At 37.6% G+C, this 21932-nt stretch carries 19 protein-coding genes and 1 pseudogene; 8 read left to right on the top strand and 12 right to left on the bottom strand.

Going from position 1 to position 21932, the window contains the following annotated elements:
• Positions 1-168: pseudogene (locus ACE1TI_RS10910) on the top strand (IS256 family transposase); the annotation flags it as partial.
• 223 nt (positions 169-391) lie between these two features.
• On the opposite strand, the gene ACE1TI_RS10905 reads toward ACE1TI_RS10910, so the two are convergent.
• From ACE1TI_RS10905 to ACE1TI_RS10870, 8 genes are all read right to left on the bottom strand, one after another.
• The gene (locus ACE1TI_RS10905) at positions 392-1099 is read right to left on the bottom strand and encodes a hypothetical protein (protein ID WP_375007603.1); all 708 of its coding nucleotides are present in this window, start codon (positions 1097-1099) and stop codon (positions 392-394) included.
• Between the two features lie 340 nt (positions 1100-1439).
• On the bottom strand, positions 1440-2906 hold the full coding sequence (locus ACE1TI_RS10900; RefSeq protein WP_375007602.1) for a protein adenylyltransferase SelO: 1467 nt from the start codon (positions 2904-2906) through the stop codon (positions 1440-1442).
• 444 nt (positions 2907-3350) lie between these two features.
• The gene (locus tag ACE1TI_RS10895; RefSeq protein ID WP_375007601.1) at positions 3351-4064 is read right to left on the bottom strand and encodes a hypothetical protein; all 714 of its coding nucleotides are present in this window, start codon (positions 4062-4064) and stop codon (positions 3351-3353) included.
• 216 nt (positions 4065-4280) lie between these two features.
• The gene (locus ACE1TI_RS10890; RefSeq protein ID WP_375007600.1) at positions 4281-4421 is read right to left on the bottom strand and encodes a YeeE/YedE thiosulfate transporter family protein; all 141 of its coding nucleotides are present in this window, start codon (positions 4419-4421) and stop codon (positions 4281-4283) included.
• 213 nt (positions 4422-4634) lie between these two features.
• On the bottom strand, positions 4635-5414 hold the full coding sequence (locus ACE1TI_RS10885) for an alpha/beta fold hydrolase (protein ID WP_375007599.1): 780 nt from the start codon (positions 5412-5414) through the stop codon (positions 4635-4637).
• Between the two features lie 440 nt (positions 5415-5854).
• A complete protein-coding gene (locus ACE1TI_RS10880) occupies positions 5855-7072 on the bottom strand; it encodes a S1C family serine protease (RefSeq protein ID WP_375007598.1) in 1218 nt (405 codons plus the stop codon).
• Between the two features lie 268 nt (positions 7073-7340).
• Positions 7341-8876, bottom strand: coding sequence for a BCCT family transporter (locus ACE1TI_RS10875; protein ID WP_375007608.1), 1536 nt, complete (start codon positions 8874-8876; stop codon positions 7341-7343).
• 183 nt (positions 8877-9059) lie between these two features.
• Positions 9060-10172 (bottom strand): MGDG synthase family glycosyltransferase, encoded by a 1113-nt coding sequence (locus ACE1TI_RS10870; RefSeq protein WP_375007597.1) that lies wholly within the window; start codon positions 10170-10172, stop codon positions 9060-9062.
• Positions 10173-10494: 322 nt separating this feature from the next.
• Here ACE1TI_RS10870 and ACE1TI_RS10865 point away from each other — a divergent pair, with 322 nt between their 5' ends.
• On the top strand, positions 10495-11403 hold the full coding sequence (locus ACE1TI_RS10865; protein WP_375007596.1) for a YegS/Rv2252/BmrU family lipid kinase: 909 nt from the start codon (positions 10495-10497) through the stop codon (positions 11401-11403).
• Between the two features lie 17 nt (positions 11404-11420).
• On the opposite strand, the gene ACE1TI_RS10860 is transcribed toward ACE1TI_RS10865, so the two are convergent.
• Complete coding sequence (locus ACE1TI_RS10860) at positions 11421-12131, bottom strand: endonuclease/exonuclease/phosphatase family protein (protein WP_375007595.1); 711 nt, start codon at positions 12129-12131, stop codon at positions 11421-11423.
• 156 nt (positions 12132-12287) lie between these two features.
• Here ACE1TI_RS10860 and ACE1TI_RS10855 point away from each other — a divergent pair, with 156 nt between their 5' ends.
• The gene (locus tag ACE1TI_RS10855) at positions 12288-13739 is read left to right on the top strand and encodes an alkaline phosphatase family protein (RefSeq protein WP_375007594.1); all 1452 of its coding nucleotides are present in this window, start codon (positions 12288-12290) and stop codon (positions 13737-13739) included.
• A gap of 67 nt (positions 13740-13806) precedes the next feature.
• Here the strand turns inward: ACE1TI_RS10855 and ACE1TI_RS10850 are convergent, their stop codons facing one another.
• Positions 13807-14961 carry a glycosyltransferase family 4 protein gene (locus ACE1TI_RS10850; protein WP_375007593.1) on the bottom strand — a complete coding sequence of 385 codons (1155 nt, stop codon included), beginning with the start codon at positions 14959-14961 and terminating at the stop codon, positions 13807-13809.
• Between the two features lie 136 nt (positions 14962-15097).
• Between ACE1TI_RS10850 and ACE1TI_RS10845 the strand changes: the two genes are divergently transcribed.
• The 3 genes from ACE1TI_RS10845 to ACE1TI_RS10835 all read left to right on the top strand — a co-directional run bounded on the left by ACE1TI_RS10845 (position 15098) and on the right by ACE1TI_RS10835 (position 17806).
• On the top strand, positions 15098-15952 hold the full coding sequence (locus tag ACE1TI_RS10845) for an alpha/beta hydrolase (protein ID WP_375007592.1): 855 nt from the start codon (positions 15098-15100) through the stop codon (positions 15950-15952).
• A 201-nt stretch (positions 15953-16153) separates the two neighbouring features.
• Positions 16154-17632, top strand: a complete 1479-nt coding sequence (locus tag ACE1TI_RS10840) for an alkaline phosphatase family protein (protein WP_375007607.1) — start codon at positions 16154-16156, stop codon at positions 17630-17632.
• Between the two features lie 39 nt (positions 17633-17671).
• Complete coding sequence (locus ACE1TI_RS10835) at positions 17672-17806, top strand: hypothetical protein (RefSeq protein WP_375007591.1); 135 nt, start codon at positions 17672-17674, stop codon at positions 17804-17806.
• A 17-nt stretch (positions 17807-17823) separates the two neighbouring features.
• Here ACE1TI_RS10835 and ACE1TI_RS10830 read toward each other — a convergent pair whose 3' ends face one another.
• Positions 17824-18708 carry a diacylglycerol/lipid kinase family protein gene (locus ACE1TI_RS10830; protein WP_375007590.1) on the bottom strand — a complete coding sequence of 295 codons (885 nt, stop codon included), beginning with the start codon at positions 18706-18708 and terminating at the stop codon, positions 17824-17826.
• A gap of 38 nt (positions 18709-18746) precedes the next feature.
• Positions 18747-19415 (bottom strand): lysophospholipid acyltransferase family protein, encoded by a 669-nt coding sequence (locus ACE1TI_RS10825; RefSeq protein WP_375007589.1) that lies wholly within the window; start codon positions 19413-19415, stop codon positions 18747-18749.
• Positions 19416-19542: 127 nt separating this feature from the next.
• Here ACE1TI_RS10825 and ACE1TI_RS10820 point away from each other — a divergent pair, with 127 nt between their 5' ends.
• Both ACE1TI_RS10820 and ACE1TI_RS10815 read left to right on the top strand, forming a co-directional pair.
• On the top strand, positions 19543-20634 hold the full coding sequence (locus tag ACE1TI_RS10820; protein WP_375007588.1) for a class II aldolase/adducin family protein: 1092 nt from the start codon (positions 19543-19545) through the stop codon (positions 20632-20634).
• Between the two features lie 40 nt (positions 20635-20674).
• Positions 20675-21901 (top strand): zinc-dependent alcohol dehydrogenase, encoded by a 1227-nt coding sequence (locus ACE1TI_RS10815; RefSeq protein WP_375007587.1) that lies wholly within the window; start codon positions 20675-20677, stop codon positions 21899-21901.
• Positions 21902-21932 lie beyond the last annotated feature (31 nt).

The raw sequence follows: 21932 nt of genomic DNA, 5'->3' as shown, positions 1-21932 counted from the left end.
AATGAACAGTCTCCCCACCGAACAGGCAGCCGAGAAAGTCGTGTACCTGCAGGTGAAAGAGTACAATGAACGTTGGTCCGGTCGTAAACTCCGTGGATTCGGTACGGCCGCCCCAGCCTTAAAAAAATGTTCACGAACCGATACGGGGATGGTCAGAACGAAGAATAACCTTCCCTCTGTAAGAAAACTCAAGAAGTTATTCTTAGGATACTCTAAAAACATTACACAAACTTATTGACGGTACCTTCAAAAGCTCCGTGCTGAATGGTATGTATTTTATCAATTCCTCTTCGTTTTAAGCTTGTCATTCATTCATCAGGTAAATCATTTACCAAAATACAAAAAACTCTTTTCAGCAACAGGACGTCGCCCATTAATTTATATATAACCTTTATTTACGGAATATCGATAATAACCTCTCCCAAATGCCTTTAGGTTTATGTACCGCTTCTTCTAAACGTTTATTAAATTCACTTTGGGAACGCCATTCTTCTTTTTGTTCGTCCCGCATTTTTTGTATTTCTTGTAGTAAAAATTCACTTTTTTGTTTTTCCTGCTTTAGCAGGTTTTCATAATGGGCCTTTTGTTGTTCCGTTAATTTTTCTATTTTTGCTTGTGCTTTTTGCGATGAATTTCCAATACCGGAACTTATCGCATGATGATCCTGTTGAAGCTGAGAAATCGTTGTTTTAAGCTGAACGATATCGTTTTTCAGTTCGACATTCATTTCTCGGGCAGCTGTTAGTTCATTAGCTAAAATCTTTAAGAATTCTTTTAATTGATTGGGATCTTGGAGTGAATCTTCATATGTATCGGAAATGGCAAGCTCTGTTTTGTTCATTCCTTCTAGTCTTTTTTTCTGTTGGGACGCAAGGTCTTTCGCTGTATCGTCTAGTGGTTTGTCCGTGTGTCGAATTGCTATAAGTGCTGTGATATCGGATCGAACAAAGATACGCCGGTCGCCATCTTTGAAAAACTCATATCCATTTCGCTCTAATATTTGACCATATTTTCGAACAGTGGTTGTTGCAATTCCCACTTCTTCTGCAACTTCCTTAGATGAGAAAGCTCGTTCATTCGGTTGTATATCGTGTCGCATGCCGAACCTCCTTTTCTACTAAATATGAAGGTTCTAAAAAAAATTTTCAAGGTAAGATCGCCCATCTATACGAAACACAAAAAAAGAGCCATTCAGCCCATTGCATAAGGAATTAATTTAAGAGTAAGGGTTGCTTTTCACTTTCCCCTCCTGTTTTATCAGGAATAACAACGTGTTATTTCCGCCTAAGAAATTTGGCCCAATAAAAATGAAAACATTATTATATTACAACTAAGTTTGTAATAAACATCTTCAGCTGCATTGATAACCCATTAAAAAAGTGCTCCCCCCAACACGCTATGTTCGAACGTATTAGGAGTCAAGCACTCAGCTCTTCATATCAGGTTCCGCAAAAGGTCCGGTAAGGCCGGTTGGATGGCTCAGGCAATGTGGCATATTCCTCCTGTTCAGCTGAATATGCATAAGGATCTGAAAGTACATTTATCAGCCGCTCCATCACACTGTAGTCTTCGTTTTCCACTGCAGCTTCAAGTGCTTCTTCTACTCGGTGGTTACGAGGGATTACCGCAGGGTTTACTTTCTTCATCAATTGATGAGCAGCCGTTTTAGATTCCTCCTGTCTTTCCAATCTTGCCTGCCACTGCTCATACCACTGAGTAAATTCAGTCGTTCCGCTCATGGCGGTCTCCTCCGGTTTATCTAATGTTAAAGCGCGAAACGTATTGGTAAAGTCGGCCTTATGCTTCTCCATGATAGCAAGGAGGTCTTCGACTAACGTTTTGTCCTGCTCTTCTTTGTTCTGTATTCCTAGTTTTTCTCTCATCCCAGCAAACCAATGTTTATGATACAACTTCTCATATGTTGAAAGTGCCTCCTCGGCCAGTTTGACCGCATGATCTTGCTTTTCATGAAGCAGCGGCAGAAGAGTTTCCGCAAAGCGTGCGAGATTCCATTGGCCAATGCCCGGTTGATTTTGATAAGCATAGCGGCCTTGCATATCAATCGAGCTAAATACAGTTGCCGGGTCATATACATCCATAAAGGCACATGGCCCATAATCGATGGTTTCTCCGCTGATTGTCATGTTGTCTGTATTCATCACTCCATGGATAAACCCGACCAGCTGCCACTTGGCAATCAGCTTGGCCTGACGCTCTACCACTTCTTGAAACATAGAAAGATATCGATCCTCATTATCTTCGATGTCTGGAAAATGGCGCTTGATTGCATAATCAGCAAGAATCCGAAGCTTTTCCACATCCCCCCATTTTGCCGTGTATTCAAAAGTGCCAATACGCAGATGACTGGATGCCACGCGGGTCAAAATCGCACCAGGCAGGTCGGTTTCACGAATAACAGAATCCCCGGTGATCACAACAGAGAGACTACGGTTGGTAGGAATACCTAGTGCATACATAGCTTCACTGATAATATATTCGCGCAGCATCGGACCGAGTGCCGCTCGACCATCGCCTCCGCGGGAGAATAGCGTACGTCCTGAACCCTTGAGCTGAATATCAAACCGATCTCCTGAAGGAGTGATTTGCTCGCCAAGCAGTACAGCCCGGCCGTCACCTAGCATGGTAAAATGTCCGAATTGATGGCCTGCATAAGCCTGGGCAATCGGCAAAGCACCATCTGGAAGCTGGTTGCCGGCCAAAATGTCTATACCTTTTTCTCTTTGGAGTTCCTCAACGTTTAATCCCAATGTTTTTGCTAAAGATTTATTAAGAACAACCAACTCCGGTGAACGTACAGGGGTTGGTTCGATGTTTTCATAAAAGGTTTCCGGCAGACGAGCATAGCTGTTTTCAAAGTTCCATCCTATTTCTTTATGCTGTGTCATTATATCTCCTTTGTTTGTTTTGTCATATTTCTATCCACGTATATTCTTCTACAAAACAACAAAAAACATAGGCAGGCTATGATTTTTTATGTTGTAATTATTTATTAAATCAAAGCAATTTTATCCAAATCAATGTATCTCTCTATTATATTGACATAAAAGACACATTTAAAGTTCAGTTGATACTTTGTCCCAGTAATTTATAAAAAAAATAAAAATAGGGATACGAAAGAAAAGATACCGAGAAGTGTTTCCAGTATGGTTTTGGTCCATTATTCGTTGCAATGCCGATTGCTGGTATTAAAAAATTCATACCTACATTCAAATCCATTTTCCAACCGCTTCGATAAAAAATACGATGTAACTGTTCTCAATTTTCATATAAATACTTGTAAAAACATAATTTCCTAAACAACAAAAAATAAAGCAGCAGTTACATACCTGCTACTCAAACATGTCTTCAACAATTTTCTCTATCTCTGGCTCAGATAAACCTTTTACTCTAGTATAGCCATCATATGAATCAGTGGTTAAAGAAAGAAGCTCGTCCCCTTTTTCTCTCAGATCTTCTCCCGGTGTGACCTTTATGTTTGTGGGGTTTAAAGCGTCTGCATAGTGTGAATCGTTGGAAGGTCTAGAGTTTTTATATTCTGCTACGTAGTAATCCAGATCCCAGTATATTTTTTGAAGAGTGGATATCCGAGAGTTTCTTATTTCCTCGTTTTCTAGATTTTTATCCAGCTCTGTTAACAAGACGATGATTTCTGCTAAATCTTCTTTTAAATGCGGATGTTCTGTCTTTTCCATCGCTTTTTCCGCTTGAGGAAGGTAATCATCAATTGCATGTTGAAGATCTTCAATCTTAACAACATCTTCGTCAAACTCATTATAATAATAATGGTACATGTGATTCTTGGCATCATTCACATATTCGTTAAACTCCTTGTTTTCTCCATGTACAATATCATCCTCAGGAAAATCGTCCTTTCTAACTACAGATTCGACCAAATCTTCAGATGATTTAACTTCTTGTTCCGTTTCTGCTTTCTTCTCATAGTTAGAAACAAAGGATTGTAAAACACTTGTTAACAAATAAAATGATAATATCACTACTGCAGCGAACAGAAACGAGCCTATTATAATTGTTTTTCTGTTCATGACATGTCCTCCCACTCGTATTCTAGTAGAAATTGTAAATTAAAATTTGTTAATTGTATAGGCATTAAGAAGGAGGACACTCTTTTTCTATCATTAATCACCACTTCTATGGGGAGCCTTTTTCATTCATTAACGTTCTATTTTTTCTCTCTAGAACCTGCGATATGAGCTGCAACCGTTTCTCTGTAAAATAAGCTGCATATGTACCAGAAATAGCTAGTAATGCCCAACCACTATAGATGCAATACCGCTGAAAAAGGTGCCAATATTAGCACCAAAGGAAATACAAGCTCCATATCCCATGAAAACTCCCCCAAAGTAGAGCTGCCAATCCGATATGCAGCGGTACTTTTCCAAAACGAACGAGTTCTCCTAGTGTCAGCGTAATGGTTAATATATTCTGTGGATCCCGAAGATCCGGAACTTTAGAACGGGCAGAGCCTTTGTCTACCGTTCTGACTCGCTCACTCCATCTTCGGCCTTCAAGATCCTTCCTTGGCTACCGCTTCATCATTCTCATCATTCTTTTTCCTGTCTCGGGTTTCAAGCTCCCCTCTCTTTCCGATAAGGTTAAACAAATTGTGCCAGGAGCTGGTTAAACTTGTCACGTTCTTCCCAGAAAGGGCCATGACCACTGTATTGAAACGGAACAAGATATGAGTTTCTTATTTTTTTATGTAGTTCCTCGGCTTGTGCAAATGGAATAACTTTATCATGAACCCCGTGAATAATCAGAGTAGGAACAGTTATTTTTAATACATCTTCATGCACATTCTCGTCTCTTAATAAAACAATCACTGCCGCAGTCGACCAACCCGCAGCCTCTAATCCCATTTGGAAAAACCAGTCTGAGAATGCACCAGTTACATACTGAAAGAAAAAGGTATCGGTTACTCCCTGCATCATCTTAGGGCGGTCATGTAACGTTTCCGTAAGCAGGTTATCCGCAGTTTCTTTTGAGAACCCAGTGGGAGCTGCAGCGTCAACAAGTACAAGTTTAGACACTCCGTAACCGTTGTATCGTGACATATATCGAATCGCGATTGCTCCACCCGTAGAATGACCTAGCAGAGTAAAATTGTATAATTGAAGGGCGTCAACTATCATACGGATATCATCTGCCAGTCTGTTATAAGTATAGCCGCTGAATGGTTTATCCGATTTACCAAAGCCTCTCCAGTCTATACCTATACAGCGATAACCCATCGATGGAAGGACATCAAATTGATATTCAAACTGTTTATGGCTTAACGGCCAGCCGTGTATAAACACTAATGTTTTGCTGCCTCCTGGATTGATATCTTCGACGTAGAGGTTTACCCCTTGTTCTACAGTAACGAAATATCCCATGCCGAATCCCCCATCATTAATGTGGCTTCAACAATAAGATATTCATCTATGGAAAAAAAAGAATGGTGGTTATTACTGATATGGAAAGTTTACCTCCACTCTGTGATATAGAGTATGCAAATGAATGAGGGAGTTTCTGCTTCAATTATTTGTTCTTTATGCCAATGCCGATCCAGTAACACAGAGGAACTCCGTCCGCGGACATAGACAAGAGTACGTTATTTCAATAAATTCCTTGGTAAATTTCTGTAATTCAAGCGACAAACATACATTCTTTTAGCACGCAATAAAGAATAAATGTCCTCCAAACTTTCAGCGTCCCTAAATTATGTAATCTAACGGAACGAATGTCCGTGAAACCACCAACACAAATTAAACAGGGGCTTGCCTCAAAAGTCAGTGACTGATCGACTTCTGTGTGAGCCCCTTCCCTTTAGCCTTTAAGTTTGCTGTTCATCTGTTTTTCCCAATGTGAGTTCTGTTGTTTGCTGATTACCGCTTCGATAGAAGGTGATGTCTACCTTTTCACCAATTTCTAATTCCTTATAAAGAATATCTCTTAAGGATTGACCATCTGCTACTTTCTCCCCGTTTATAGAAGTGATGACATCATATTGCTGTAATCCTGCTTTATCTGCTGGTGAACCTTCTTGGACACTATTTAAAAATACCCCTTCTTGGACATCTTCTGGCAGCTTCAATGTCTGCTCCCAGTGAAAACTAGGAATCTCGTTAAGGGAACCAATGGTTACACCAAGCTGCGGTCTTTCAACCTTACCTTTTTCTTCAAGATCTTCAAGCACAGGAATGGCAACGCTTGACGGGATCGCAAAACCTATCCCTTCCACCGCTGATTGGGCAATTTTCATGGAATTAATACCAATAACTTGTCCTTTAATATTGATAAGCGCACCGCCGCTGTTCCCCGGATTAATGGCCGCATCGGTTTGCAGCACATCCGAATTCCAGTCTGGTTGTCCATCCCCATTTAGATCCACAGGAATACTGCGGTCTACTGCACTGATGATCCCTTGTGTTACGGTACCCTCAAGGTTGGAGCCAAGTGGATGTCCTATGGCAATCGCAGGTTCCCCGGCAGATACAGAATCTGAGTTCCCAAATTCCGCTGTTGTGTTCACATGTTCAGCAGGTATGCTAAGCACTGCTAAGTCTGTTAATGGGTCAGAGCCAACCAACTCAGCTTCTACCCTTTCTTCATTAGCCAAACCAATCTCAATATTGTTTGCCTCCTGTATGACGTGATGATTGGTCACCACATATGCTGTATCTCCCACTTTTTTATAAATAACCCCAGAACCAGAACTAGAATCTTCAGCGGTAATGTCTCCCGATGGTTGGGAATGATAAACTCCTACTACCGCATCGGATACTTGATTGACAGATGAAGTAACCTCACTTGCCACCTCGACATTTTCACTAGACACTTCTTTCACCGAAGCCTCCGTCTCAGATATTCTGCTAGATGATTGATCTGCAGGAGCAGAAGCTGAAAACACGCCATCGTTATAGACAAACGGCATTATTATTGCGATGGTTAAAGCTCCGAGAACCGTTCCTATAAACCCGGTTACCCATATTTTTCTATGTTCATTTTTTTCGGGCTGTTTTTTTTCATTGAAATTTGAGTTGTGCTCCATTCTGCCTCTCCTTTCCCCTTCATTGGTTTCATAAATAGTAACCAATTTACTATCTTTCTGCATCTTATTTTAATAATATTTTGTGTCAATTATAAGTTAAAACCAAACGAATTGATAATGATGAATTACCTGCATAAATAGAATTTTTTATGTAAACAAACCCCGTTTTAATGCTATGTTTACAAACCGTACAAAAGGAGAATGCTAAGTCGTTTGAAGAATAATAAACGTAATTCAATGAATACCAGGCAATCAAGATAATATTCGTTTATTTTCTTATATTATATTCCCAAGCCTTGTCTTCATCTATCATCCTTTTCGCAGCAAAAATAAGTATAAATTGAATGATGATAATTGGTATACCCATTAGTCCTGAAATAACTTCTAATGGCGCTAACCCACCGATACGCATCAATATTAAAGCAAGTCCTGCAATAACGGCGGCAATAATAATCCGTAACATTTTCGGCGACTCAAATTTACTCATATCCCGTGTACTTGTATAAGCAGCTACTGTGTACGTTGTTGAATCTAAAGTAGTTGTTAAGAAAATAAGCGCAACTACTATAAAAATGATAATGGAAAATTCTCCAAAGGGAAGTGTAGATAGTATCTCTGGTATGGCTGCCATCCTATCTTCTTCTTCGACTAGATCCAATACAGACAGCACACCTGTAAGATGTCTATGTACTCCTAATCCACCTAGTACTCCTGTAGCTATCCAACAGATCAGGGTAGGTGCTAAGAAATACGTAAGAATCATTTCTTTTATCGTTCGTCCCTTAGAAATGGTGGCAGCAAATACACTATGGAGCAGGGCCCATGTTGCACTATAAGCAAACCAGAAGACGGTATTACTTTGTATATGTGATACTTCTCCTTGATGTACTGAATAAGTGTTCAATGAAATGTTGATATAGTTAGATAACAAAAAGGAAATACTGTCCGTGAAATAGTTTAGTATAAACACCCCTGGTCCCGCTACTAAAATAAACAAAGCGAAAAAACCAGCTAAATACATATTAATTGTACTTAATCGTTTAATTCCTTTGTCGATCCCCAAGTATGCACTTAAGGAAAATAAAAGTACCCAAATGATTGTGACGATGATTGTCATGCCAAAGGCAACTTCGACACCTAAAAGAGCAGATAAATTATATGTGATAATGGGTGCTCCAAGACCTAACGTTACGGCAGCACCTGCCAAAATACTAATAAGAAATAGGATATCAAGCGCTACTCCACCCCACCCTTCTGTAAACTTATCGCCAAAAACAACTCGACAAGCTTCCGATATCCTCATCAATGGCCGTTTTCTTACATAAAGGATATATCCCATGGCAGGAGCGATGATGACAAAAATAGCAAAAACTTGAAACCCCCATAAAAACATACTGTAGGCGTTTCCCCACAAAAGTGCTTCCGGTGAACCAGGTTGCACTCCAGCAGGTGGATCGTTTGCTACGGACGTCCACTGCAACATTCCTGTCCGCATAATCGTAGAACCTACCCCCATCGCAATCATGATGGATGCATATTCAAATAGAGTAAAACGAGGCTTTTCTTTTGGATCTCCCAGCACGACCTGGCCATATTTGGAAAAAGATAAATATAACCCTGCTGCAACCAGAAGGACCCCATACCACAAATACCCCCAACTGAACACATCCACAATATAATCAAAAATGGAATAAAGTAATTCCAATGACTCAGCCTCATATAAGGCAAATGGAATGGCGATACCAATTATTATCAATAATGAGGGAAAGAAAATTCTGTACTCAATCAATTTATTAATATTAATCCTCCTCTTTCTTTTCTCCGAATTTGCCTTATATTCTACCCTTACGTTAGAAATTATAATTAAAAAAATGTAAAACCTCTTAAATAAAAGCCTCTTGGTAGTCATTTTTCTACCAGAGACTTTTAATTCTTTTTTTATAACCACACAAAATTTAATAGTATTTTATTTTAAGATAAATTTATTTTATACTCCATTAATTAATCGAGGAAAAAACGTTAACAACTCATTTTTCGTTATTTGCTCATGGTATTGATTTAATCTATCCTCTAAATTATTTAATTTCGTATTTGAATTCAGGCTGTCCATGATCTGATTTTCGATCGGCCTCTTTGTTTTCCAATTGTGCAAGTGAAATGCTAACCCTTGTGATTTTAAATACTGTAGGTTCATCTCCTCTTGTCCTGGTAAAGGGTCATATAAAAAAAGAGGTATTTTTTTATATAATCCTTCACTTATTGTGACACCACCAGGTTTCGTAATGATTCCATCTGACTGGTGATAAAGATTATCCATTTCTCTCCTAGATTCAATATATTTTAAAGGAATAATACTTGGATGATTCAATGCTTGAATGATTTGATACAGTTGAGTATTTTTACCACATAAAATTTTATAATGGAGGTATCTATTTGGTTTAATAGCAGCAAGAAAATATTTTAATTGTCCTACCCCTAAACTTCCCCCGCTTACAAGAATGGTTAAACGTTCAGAAGTAGAAACTTTTAGTTTTTCTGAACGTTTGATCAATGGATGTACGGGAATACCTGTTACAATGATTTTCTCCCTGTTTATACCCTTGTCAATTAAAGCTTGTTTAAGCGGAGTGTCAGGAACTAAATGAAAATCAATTCCCTTTTTTCCCCAAATAGTATTTATAAAAAAATCCGTGTATACATTGACAACGGGAATAGATATAACTTTCTTTTGCTTTAGGCAGCTTAATATATAAGAAGGTAAACAATGCGTACAAATTACAAAATCCGGCTGCTTCTCATCCAGCAATTTTAACATTGCTCGTTCAAATAATAATTCATATGAACGAAAGCGGTTTTTCTCATGATTTTCAAAAGCATTTTTTTTATATAGCCAGCTATAAAACGAGGGAATTGAATCAATTGATTTCATATAGATGTTTGAAACCAAGCTTTCCATATTTCCATAAGCATAACTAAAAATATCGACATTTTCGCATTTAATCGTTTGATCAAATATGTTAAGCCAGGAAATAAATGATTTTGCTACCTGATGATGTCCCGTTGATAATTGTAAAAAAGGCATAACCAGTACCTTTTTCATATCGATACGCCTCTCTTTACATTGCTGAAAACAGCAGGGATTTGGATTAAATGATGAAGTGACTTAAATGGGTCTTGATAAACAAGCTGTAATATGTATTCTGTTCGAGTATTTTTCGTGTATGGGGGCAAAATTATACAAAATATATAGAAGTATGATGTGAAAGGTATGTGATTTCGTTTTTTTATTAAAAAATGAGAAAAATTTTTACCTATAAATAGAAATGTGTAAAAACGAAGATATTGTCCAATCTAAAAAAGAACCAATGAATAGGAAGAACGAAAGGTCTAGTGTTAAAACGGTAGGTAGATGAGGTCGTTTTATGAAGCATACATTAAAAAAACAGGCATTGATGATTTATAACCCCCTCTCAGGGCAAAAAAAAATCCATAAACGTTTTCCGAAAATAACAACCAAACTGAAGGAAATGGGTTATGTACTCTTGGTTCAAAAGGTAACAGAAATGAAGAGTATTGAAATTGCATTAAAAAAAGCATGTCAAAACAAATGGGATGCGATCTTTATCGCAGGGGGAGACGGAACCATAAACTGCTGTCTGCAGATTATAGCGGAAGAAGAAAATCGTCCTCAAATCGGAATATTTCCATTTGGAACAAGTAATGAATTTGCACAATACATCGGTGTATCATCCAGTATAACTCAAGCTCTATCGGTCATTGAGAATAGTAACACAACACCGATTGACATTGGAAAATTTGGCAGCCAATACTTTGTCAACATTGCGTCAGCAGGGTGGTTATCAGATATAACTTATAAAACGTCACCTCTGCTTAAATCCTATATAGGTGAGTGGGCTTATGTTCTTTACTTCCTTAAAACATTTTTCATGACTAAACAATCAACCCCGATCACCGTAAATGTATCCACTGATAAAGTACTTTCCGATCTATCTTTATTTTTAATTATGAATGGAAATGCGGTAGGTCCGTTTGAACGTCTAATTAAAAGTTCCACAAATGACGATGGTTATTTCCACCTTCTCGCCTGTAAAAAAACAAATCGAATACAGCTTTTTTTGTCATTGTTAGCTAAACTGTGCCACCTTCCAAACCATTCTTCTATTATAAGTCATACTAAAATACAATCAGGATGTTTTTCGATTCCAGATTCCATCGCCCTAAATCTTGATGGGGAAAAATACCAAGTGCAGGACTTTCAATTTAAAGTGTTACCCCAGCACCTCCATGTCTTTAGCTCTCGGAAAAATTAATTGGCAAGATTTAACCTTTAAAAACGAAGAGTAGTTTTTAATGGCAAGTGGTCAGAGGCTATTGGCTTTGTTGTTACGACTTCCGCATCTATAATATGTAAATCACGACTAGTAAATATATAGTCTAATCTAACTTTTGGGCGAAACGATGAATACGTGTACCCTTCACCCGTACCAGCTATATGCCAAACATCTTGAAATTGGCTTTTTATTTTATTCCATCTTCTTAATCCTGGTTTCATATTACAATCTCCCATTATGATTAAGGGGTGAGTATATTTATCAAGCTGATTAACAATAAAATTAGTTTGCCTGCGATGAAGAAAGGGATTAAGACTAAGATGAGTGACGTTCATTTGAACAAACTTCTTATTTATTTGAATAGTAGCGTCTAGTAATGATCTACCTTCCGTTAATGAAGGTATAAAATCAAAAGATACAGTCTTTTTTTTAAGAATTGGATAACGGGACAGCAGCGCATTTCCATATTGCCGATTCGCAGTCGAATACTTGGATTTTAAAGAAATAGAAGGACCGTAACCGTGGTACATATTCAATTTTTTTGCAAGCTCATTGACTTGATCTTGATAATGGCTTCGTTTTGAAAAATGTTTATCCACTTCGTTAAGTCCAACAATGTCTACATCACTCTTATGGATCACTTCAGCAATTCTGTTAAGGTCCATTTGTTTATCCATACCTTTGCCATGATGAATGTTATAGGTCATGACCTTTATTTCCAAAATTTTTCACCTCTAATATCTAACCTAAACTGCAGAAGCTTTACCTTCTTTTTATCATATGAGTTTGTCCCTTCTGTAAGATGCATAAATCCCCCGATTCTATTCATGCTAAACATAATGTTAATCTTACGGGGGTTCACAATGAGCACAACTCCAAAACCAGTTATTTTATTAATCATTGATACATTAATGTCTACTCCTTTAGAGGAAGCTGTTCAAACGGGACATGCTCCAGCTCTGCAATATTTAATGGAAAGAGGCAGGTACTTCCCTCATGTTGTCAGTTCCTTTCCGACCATGTCGGTTACAATAGAAAGCACCTTATTAACCGGAGAGTATGCTGACAAACACCACCTGCCCGCACTCATTTGGTACCATGAGGATGAAAAAAGAATGGTAAACTATGGCACCGGAGTGAAAGAAATTATAAAAACTGGGTTCTCCTCATTTGTTAAAGATATGTTTTTTGAATTAAACAGCGTTCATTTAAGTAAACAAGTAAAAACAATACATGAAGAATTAGCAGAAAGAAACCTTCCAAGCGCCTCAATAAATGCCTTTGTATATCGGGGAAATACGATTCAGCAAATTCATCTGCCAAGAATTTTACGCTTGATGACTGGATTTAATGGTACATGGGATATCCAGGCTCCACCTTTATGGTCCCTTGGTTCTTTTGCAAAGTTTAATCCATTTACCAGGACACCCCAAATATTCTCTGGGAACTATAAGGCAGGTTGTAAGGAACTAAAATATCTAATAAAAAGAAACAAACTTCCCCCATTTACCATGTGCGTCATTCAAGATCTTGATTTACGCATCCATCTTAAAGGACCGATGGATTTAAAAGGAATTCAAAAAATTGATCGTGAACTGCAAAAGCTTTTCAATCTATATTCTAGTTGGGAGAAAGCCCTTAAGGAGTGTACATGGATCGTTTTATCTGATAACGGTCATGCTTCCATGGGCAATAATAAGCATCATTATGTCATTAACCTTAGAAAAATCCTGAAAGATTTTGCCGTAATGAATGATAATATGCCCGTACCTTACAAAGATCAAATTGCACTTGCTGTGAATCAACGAATGGTGTTTGTTTATTGTCTCGGTAATGGAGCAGAAAAAAATCACATTCTGTCAAGTTTAAAAAAGGACAAACGAATAGATATTATCGCGTGGCAAGAAAAAGGACTGAATCATGTTGTCTCAGGAGAAAAGGATGGGAGATTTTCTTTTTCTGAAGGTGGTCCTTTTCAAGATCAGTATGAACAAACATGGACCGTTTCGGGAGATGAAAAACTTCTAGATATCAAAGTAAAAAACAACAACATTCATTATGGGGATTATCCAGATGCACTTGCACGTCTTTCGAGCAGCCTAACATCACACAAAGGAAATTATTTTGTGGTTACTGCCAAACCAGGATATGAGTTTAAAGAAAAAGGTTCCCCCTTGCATGTAGGCGGAGCGGCACACGGCTCTTTGCACAAACAAGAATCACTGGTACCTATGATTGTGGCAGGAACAGAGGTATATCCAAAATATGAGCGTATTATAGATTTTAAACCATGGATTCTAAGTCTGATCCAATAAAGAAACGGCCCAAATTTTAATATTTTATTTCTAAAAGGAGCAGGGTAAAATCCCCTGCTCGTTCCTTTTAACTTTCTCTCTCTCTAATGGAATTTTGAGATAGCAATATCTTACCTTTTTTGCTAGAACCTTTTAAATCATTAAAGAAACTTAAAAGCTGTTTGCTTGGAGCAGTCCAACTAAAAGCGCGTGAGGTTTCCCTTGCTTGATTTCCCATCCTTTGTCTCCATGTCACATCCTGAAGTTTTAATACAGTATTTTTTAAATCATCTTTTATTTTCGGATCGTACAACAGCCCGGTTTCCCCGTCTGACACCTGTTCTGCAGTAGGTCCTGAATTGGCAACAACAATTGGCAGACCGGAAGCCATTGCTTCTAATATGACGAGACCGAGGGTTTCGGTTCTTGAAGGAAAAACAAAAACATCAGATGAAGCATAAGCCTTTGACAGTTCTTGTCCGTGTAAAAACCCTGTAAAAACCGTTGGTGTTCCTTGAAAGCAGTATTCAAGTGTTTTTCGGTGAGGACCATCCCCTACAATAGCCAGCCGAAAATGATTAGAACCCTCCAGAACCTCCCGGATTTTTTCAATTTCTTTTTCTGCCGCTAAACGACCGACGTATAATAAAAGCGTTTTATCTGTTTCTCCATCGGATAGACGATATCGAACATCGTCATCTCGATATTGCAATCCAAATTTGTTTAAATCTACCCCCCGTTTCCATAAGTGGACATTTTTAAAACCTCGTTCTGTTAATTCTTCCTGAACGGAGTTTGACGTACATAAGTTTAAGTCTGCCCTGTTATGAAGGATCTTTAAAATCCACCATAACACGGGCTTCAGATAGGGGACTTTATAATAATCAGCATATTGCGGGATATTTGTATGCCAGGAAGCAACGAGCGGCCATTTTCTGCCGTAAAAAATGCCAGCCATCCCAAGAAGTGCGGGATTTACCACATGGACGACGTCCGGTTGAAATTCGTTCAGCAGCTGTCCGACTTTTGGGTCAGGCACTGCTACCTTTCTGTGCTTATAAATAAAAAATGAGCGTGCAGGAATACCTTTGACCGGAATTCCTTCAAATTCTTTTACTCCCTCCGGAGCTATAATCAACAATGTATGACCTTGTTCTTTAAGCCATTTAACAGTGGCTGTAACTCGAGTAACAACACCGTCTACTTGCGGTAAAAATGTTTCAGTGACAATCGCTATTCGCATGAAAACCAACTCCAAATCTGTTTTCGAATACAGATTATTATTTTCCAATAACTCACAGTGTATGTACAAAAATTACTAGCAATCATTCAAGTGTAAAGATAAAAAATCTGGTTAGTCTATAAAAAGACTTGGGGAGGTGTGTAAGATATATATTGATGGTTATTTTAGAGGAGCTGAAGATATAAACCTGTTTTATCGTGGATGGATACCTCAAAAACCACGAGCCCTTTTAATTTTTGTTCATGGTGCGGGTGAGCATTCGGGACGATATTCCAATATCGGAGAGGAATGTATGGATCATCACATTGCTTTAATTGCCCCTGATTTACGAGGTTTTGGCCAATCGGGAGGTCCACGTGGGCATGTGAATACGTTTAAAGATTATTTAGATGATCTAGAAACATTAATCAAAGTGTTTTATAAACAATATCATTCCCTCCCCTTATTTTTATTTGGGCACAGTTTTGGTGGACTTGTTGTGGTTCGTTATGGACAAACATACCGCCATAAAGCGGAAGGATTTATTTTATCATCACCTGCGTTAGGGATCCGTTTTCGTATGCCTTTTCTTTGTAGAAGAGCGCTGGATTTGCTTTCCTGGATGTCACCGAATTTATCCATCCAACCTTATAAATGGTCCAGGATATTGCGAAAAGTTCGTCAGTTAGAGCCCTATTTTCCAGAGAATAATGCTTTAATAAAGGATCCTTTTTTCACCTTTGAATATACGCCGCGTTGGTTGACGGAATTACTTCGTAATGGAATGCATGCATTGGCGGATGCTTCAACATTCCGATTTCCCATTTTGTGTATTTATGACCAGCAAGACCCTATCATTCATCCAGGTTCCGTCCATCGCTTTTTAAATTCCATTACCATTGAAGATAAAAAACATGTCTTGTTTACAGAAGGGCTTCATAGACCATGGCACGCACCCCATAGACATCAAGCCCTGAAAAATGTGATGACATGGCTAAATACTCGTTTATGAACGAAAAATTTTTTATTTACTAATAACAAAGCGGGAGAAGAAAGAACTTTATTTTTTCTTCTCTCTGTTTTTTGGTTTTCATTACTTCCACTTCTACCAGATATCCAACCCTTATTTATTTATTACATATTCTTTTCCGATTCTTCCATACTAAGTCATATGAAATGTATAAAACGATGTTTCTCAAATAACTTGAAAAGGATGGTTTACGTGTCTTCAACAACTTCACCAAAAAGTGTGATTATAATAATGCTTGACACCTTAATGGATAAGCCTTTGCAACGTGCTTTAAAGGAAGAAAGAATCCCCGCGTTTACATATTTTTTGGAACAAGGAAAGTATTTTTCCAATGTCGTAGCACCTTTTCCCACCATGTCGGTAAATGTAGAAAGTACTTTATTGACTGGACACTATTCTGATCAGCATGGAGTTCCTTCCCTTGTATGGTATAACAATGAAGAAAACAGAATCATTAATTATGGAACCCACATTATGGATATGATGAAGTTGGGTCTCTCTAAAAGTATGTATGATGCTCTTTACCGGTTAAATAATGAACACTTAAATACAAAGGTAAAAACCATCCATGAAGAATTACATGAACAAGGAAAACAATCAGCTTCTATTAACCCACTTGTTCATAGAGGCAAGACTCCTCATTATTTAAAGATTCCTCGTTTCATCCGGTATTTTGTTCCTATAGATAAACAAATTGAAACATTTACTTCTGCAAAGTTTGTATACGGACGATTATCCAAACTAAGTTCTTTGAAAAAATATAGCCGCCTTTGGAATAAATACGGATTTAATAATAATTTTTCTGTACAAGAATTTACTCAATTGGTTCATAATAATGAAATTCCCGACTTTTCTCTTGTCTATCTCCCGGATCATGATAAAAATGTTCATAAAAACGGTCCCATGGATGTTAAAGGAATCAAGGACATGGATCAAAACTTACAGACCATCTTAGACTCTTTTCCAACGTGGGAAGAGGCACTAAAAAATCATATTTGGATATTAATAGGAGATAATGGTCAGTCCCATGTTAACAAAGATCGTAGACAAGCAATTGTCGACGTACGGAAGCTTTTGCTTCCTCTTAAGATAACCAAACTTAGAAAAGGCGTTCAAAAAGATGACCAAGTCGTTTTAGCTAACAACTTGAGGTCTTGTTTGATTTATTCATTAAATACTAATGACGTTCCATTGAATACTATCGTTGAGAAATTAAAAGAAGATGATCGATTGGAAATTATTGCTTGGAAAATGAATGATTGGATTTATGTGACTTCAGCAAACAATAAAGGCAGCTTTCAATTTAAAGAAAATGGAGAAATGAAGGATGAATACAACCAAACATGGGTATTAGATGGTGATCCTTCTATACTTGACCTTCGCATACAAGAAGACCACATTTATTTTGGAGAATTCCCAGATGCTTTGAAGCGGCTCCATAGCACTCTTCATTCTCATCAAGGCGACTTTGTTGTGACCTCCGTGAAACCAGGCTACGAATTTAGCGGGGAAGTGACACCTTCTCATCCAGGAGGAGCTAGTCATGGAGGTTTTCATAAAAATGATTCACTTATTCCTATGGTAGTTACAGGTACAGAATCCATGCCTGACTCTTTACGTATTGTTGATTTTAAAAATTGGATTCTTAACCTGATTAAATAATAAGTACCATCTTCATATCATTTAGAGGAGGGGCAATGCTTGAAGAAAAATATCGAAAAAATAAATGAATTCCTTACTGATTTCCTTTACTCCTTCTTTATTCTCGAATATGAGAATATTTTTGAAGAAAGAGGAATAAAAGAAAACGTGAAGAATAAAACGAAAGGAAAATAGTTACGAAAAAGATGCTCTTACACAACTCGTAGAGCATCTTTTTCTATACGTATATGAATGGGACTTTCTATCATCTGTTCGCCATCACTATGTACCATGATAGGAGTTCCAGAGATGACCTGAACTTCCTTTCCCTGTAAAAAGGTCACATGTTTCTCTGTTGTATGTTTCCCTCTATAGGCTTTCGGAAACAATCGTAACAATTCCCATTTTTTTATTCCGTGTACAATACAAAGATTTAGGAAACCATCATCATAAGAAGCATCAGGACAAATCATGATTCCGCCTCCATAGTTTGGTGCATTTGCTACAGCAACAAGCCAAACTTTCGAAAATGTCATATCTTTTCCATCAATCGTAATGTGAACATTCGTTGGGTTGTAATCTCTCAATGTTTCCAATAAGCTTATCACATAAGACAGTCCACCTAACCGAAATTGATTCAGAAATTTTTTATATGCTCCGTTATTCACGTTTTTAGCTACCTGTCCGTCCAAACCTATTCCTGTTACTGTCAGGCAATATCGTTGACCAAGATGAAGTAAGTCAACTTGTTTCGTCTGATTTGCGATGATCCGTTCTAATGCTTTTAAATAGTTCATTGGAACCCCTAAACAGCGAGCGAAATCATTACCTGAGCCTGCTGGAATAATTCCTAAGGATATATTTTTATACGCAAGCTCATTTGCAACCTCATGAATAGTGCCGTCTCCTCCTACTACTATAATTGATTTCACATTTTCCTTAACCAGATCTTTAACTATCTCTCTTGCATGTTGAGGACCTTCCGTAAATCGAGCAGCAAATGGAAGTTGTTGGTGGTCCAATGTTTTTTCTACACGTTTCCATACTCGCTGTCCCTTCCCATTACCTGACATTTTATTGATGATAAAGGCATACATTTCTATACTCCTTCTTTCTGCATTTCTCATAGCGGTAGTCATGATTTTTTTAATATTGAAGGGATTATTTCAAAAATATTATTTAACTTACTGCGTTGTTCCTTTTTTAAAATTATTTCATTCTCCGCATTTTCTAAAGCTAATTTTTTTGATTGCTGCATTATATCAGAAGCCAATTCCTTATAATCAACCGTTTCACGTAATGATAAATCAATCGAAGAGCCTATGTTAATGAAAGCTTTGTGTCTTAACCAAAATTTTTTCTTATGAATCGTAATGGCTATCGGTACAATAGGGGCTTTACTTTTGATTCCAAAAAAAGCTACTCCTTGCTTCGGCTCTACTTTTTTTCCATTCGTAACTCTTGTTCCTTCTGGGAAAATGCCTACCACTTTTCCTTCTTCTAATAATTTTAACGTTTTTCTTACGGGCCGGATAACTATTCCATTTTGACGATTTACTGGTATAATGTGTAACTTTTTGAAAAAACAGTTTGTAAACCTATGCTTGCAGAGTTCTGCTTTTGCTAAAAAATGAATTTCTTTTTCAAATATTAAACTAATCAATATTGGATCATAGTTACTTGTGTGATTGGAAGAAATAATGAAGGGTCCGTCGTTTAGTACATTTTCTTGTCCAGTAATTTTTATATTAAATAATATGGTGAGAACGAATTTAGCTAGCATTTTAAGTGTCTTGTAGAACAATTCCTTTCCTCCTACTAACTTAAATATACGTGAATAACTTTTGCTTTTTTTGATGATATTATTCCTAAACATGGAATGCTTCTTCATCATTCAAACTGATTTTAACTAGGAAACGGAGGAATGGAATATGAATACCTTTACGTTTACAGGACAACCTGCCAATTCATGTTCACAATGGCTATTTGAAGGAGTGCGCGACACATTTTCAAAACATGGATATACTTATCATTCAACTCCAGTAGATAATATCAAGCTTGTTTTTCATGTACTTGATCACCATGCTCCTCGTCCATACCGAAGAAAATCCCAAGGAACATTTGTCGTTTCCATCGTTGAAACACATACTAAGCCCAAAGACATTCACAAAGAAGCTTATCCCTACTTAATAAGAAGTCTAGCGAACCATCTTATGTACATTGTTCATGGAGAGAAAGAAACCCAGCTTTACTTTTTAACTCCTGAACAAGGGAACTACAATATAACGTTTGATACACATAAAAAAGACAGTCAGGTTTTTCAACAGATTTTTGAACGGTTGGAGCCTCTTGCTTCCTCTCAACTTGTTATTGATAATGATTTTTATGAAGATTTACCAGAACCATTATGGAGTGGAGACGAACTTACGCAGTCATTAAGAGTCTCAGGTAAGAAATTAGATAATATGAATCTTCTTCCCGCTCCTTTTCCTCTGGAAGAGGTATTATCTGAAAAAGACATACGACATTTGAAAAAACTGTATGGAATTGGCGGGTTAAGTTATGGAAATCTCAGTGCCCGCAAAGATAACAAAAGCTTCTGGATGAGTGCTAGTGGAATAGATAAGTCAAACATGAAGGAAATAGGAAAAGATTTCCTTTACATTTCCGGCTATGACAATCAAAAAAATACGATGAAAGTGAGCATTCCACCTAGTATTACCCCAAAACGTGCTTCCGTTGACGCTATTGAGCATTGGATGATCTACCGGGAACATCCCGACGTAGGAGCTATTGTTCATATACACGCGTGGATGGATGGAATTAAGGCAACTGAATTTAATTACCCATGCGGGACAGTAGAATTAGCAGAATCGGTGGCTCGATTAGTAAGTGAATCAGAAACTCCATCGCGCACTGTTATTGGATTGAAAAACCACGGTCTTACCATTACAGGTCGAGATTTGGATGATATTTTTGAGAGAATTGAGGGAAAAATTATACCGCAAGTGCCTATGCAATAACAATAAACAAGAAAAAATACAAGAAAGTGAGCAGTTATAAATGAAAGCTATACAATTTGATTTAAACTTACCGAAATATGCCGTAAGTAAAGCGATGGGAAAAATGAATCCATCGCTTTATGTTAATGGACCTTTCACATGTGTTCAATTAAGAGAAGTAAAAAAACCAGAGCTTCCTACTGATGAATGGGTTGAGGTAAAAGTTAAATATGGTGGTATTTGTGGAAGTGATTTAAATTTAATTTCTCTAAAAGACAGTCCTGCCACCTCTCCGTTTATTTCCTTTCCGTTTACAATAGGACATGAAATAGCAGGTACTATCTCTAAAGTTGGAAGCAAAGTAGAACAGGTTTCCACAGGGGAGCGAGTAGTTATTGATCCTATTTTATCTTGTAAAGCAAGGGGAATCACCCCCCTTTGCAGAGAATGTAATCAGGGTAACTTTAACCTTTGTCAAAATATGAGTAATGGCTCTATTTCTCCTGGATTACTCACTGGTACATGCAAAGACACTGGTGGAAGCTGGGGAAATACCGTTGTAGCTCATGAAAGTCAAATCATTAAACTTCCTAAAAATGTCGATGATAAAAATGGTGTTCTTGTTGAACCGTTCAGCTGTGCTTTACATACAGTTTTACAAAATCCTCCAAAAGACACAGATACAGTATTTGTGATAGGTTCCGGTGTTATTGGCATTTGTGTTATCGCTGCCATTCGGTCATTAGATGTTTCTTGCAAAGTGGTCGTTTTAGTCAAATATCCTTTTCAAGCAAAATTAGCAAAAGAGTTTGGAGCCGATCAAGTCTTCTTTTTATCAAGACAACAGGAGTATATTTCTGAAGTGGCTAAATCTTTCCATGCAAATGTATTATACCCTGTATTCGGTGAGCCTATTGTCCACGGCGGGGCTGATATTGTCTACGAATGTGTAGGTAATAGGAAAAGTTTACATGATGCTCTTCGTTTTGCCAAAAAAGGAGGAAAAGTTGTTCTATTAGGATTAGCAAGCTTTGTGGACAATCTTGATATGACGATGATCTGGCTGAATGAACTAGAAATCAAAGGAAGCTTCGCTTACGGTATGGATGTGTATCAAGGAAATCACAAAAGAACGTTACAGATTGCGGTAGATTTAATAGAACAAAAAAAAGTTAATCTTGCCCCGCTTATCACCCATTATTATCCCTTGGAACGTTACCGGGAAGCGATTGCTGCTGCGTCGAATAAGAAAAAGCAAAACACAATGAAAGTGGTTTTTGAACCGTAGGGACTAAGGTAAAAGACTGTAGCGAACAAAG

This window comes from Alteribacillus sp. JSM 102045, from assembly GCF_041949975.1.
Taxonomy (GTDB): Bacteria; Bacillota; Bacilli; order Bacillales; family Marinococcaceae; genus Alteribacillus.
Note: the sequence above shows the minus strand (reverse complement) of the source record. Positions and strands in the feature narration are given on the sequence as shown.

Coding starts and splice junctions, on each gene's coding strand:
- ACE1TI_RS10905 (WP_375007603.1), bottom strand. CDS start 1,099: ATGCGACACGATATACAACCGAATGAACGAGCTTTCTCATCTAAGGAA.
- ACE1TI_RS10900 (WP_375007602.1), bottom strand. CDS start 2,906: ATGACACAGCATAAAGAAATAGGATGGAACTTTGAAAACAGCTATGCT.
- ACE1TI_RS10850 (WP_375007593.1), bottom strand. CDS start 14,961: ATGCGAATAGCGATTGTCACTGAAACATTTTTACCGCAAGTAGACGGT.
- ACE1TI_RS10820 (WP_375007588.1), top strand. CDS start 19,543: ATGAATACCTTTACGTTTACAGGACAACCTGCCAATTCATGTTCACAA.
- ACE1TI_RS10895 (WP_375007601.1), bottom strand. CDS start 4,064: ATGAACAGAAAAACAATTATAATAGGCTCGTTTCTGTTCGCTGCAGTA.
- ACE1TI_RS10815 (WP_375007587.1), top strand. CDS start 20,675: ATGAAAGCTATACAATTTGATTTAAACTTACCGAAATATGCCGTAAGT.
- ACE1TI_RS10860 (WP_375007595.1), bottom strand. CDS start 12,131: ATGACCTATAACATTCATCATGGCAAAGGTATGGATAAACAAATGGAC.
- ACE1TI_RS10865 (WP_375007596.1), top strand. CDS start 10,495: ATGAAGCATACATTAAAAAAACAGGCATTGATGATTTATAACCCCCTC.
- ACE1TI_RS10885 (WP_375007599.1), bottom strand. CDS start 5,414: ATGGGATATTTCGTTACTGTAGAACAAGGGGTAAACCTCTACGTCGAA.
- ACE1TI_RS10870 (WP_375007597.1), bottom strand. CDS start 10,172: ATGAAAAAGGTACTGGTTATGCCTTTTTTACAATTATCAACGGGACAT.
- ACE1TI_RS10880 (WP_375007598.1), bottom strand. CDS start 7,072: ATGGAGCACAACTCAAATTTCAATGAAAAAAAACAGCCCGAAAAAAAT.
- ACE1TI_RS10855 (WP_375007594.1), top strand. CDS start 12,288: ATGAGCACAACTCCAAAACCAGTTATTTTATTAATCATTGATACATTA.
- ACE1TI_RS10840 (WP_375007607.1), top strand. CDS start 16,154: ATGGTTTACGTGTCTTCAACAACTTCACCAAAAAGTGTGATTATAATA.
- ACE1TI_RS10830 (WP_375007590.1), bottom strand. CDS start 18,708: ATGTATGCCTTTATCATCAATAAAATGTCAGGTAATGGGAAGGGACAG.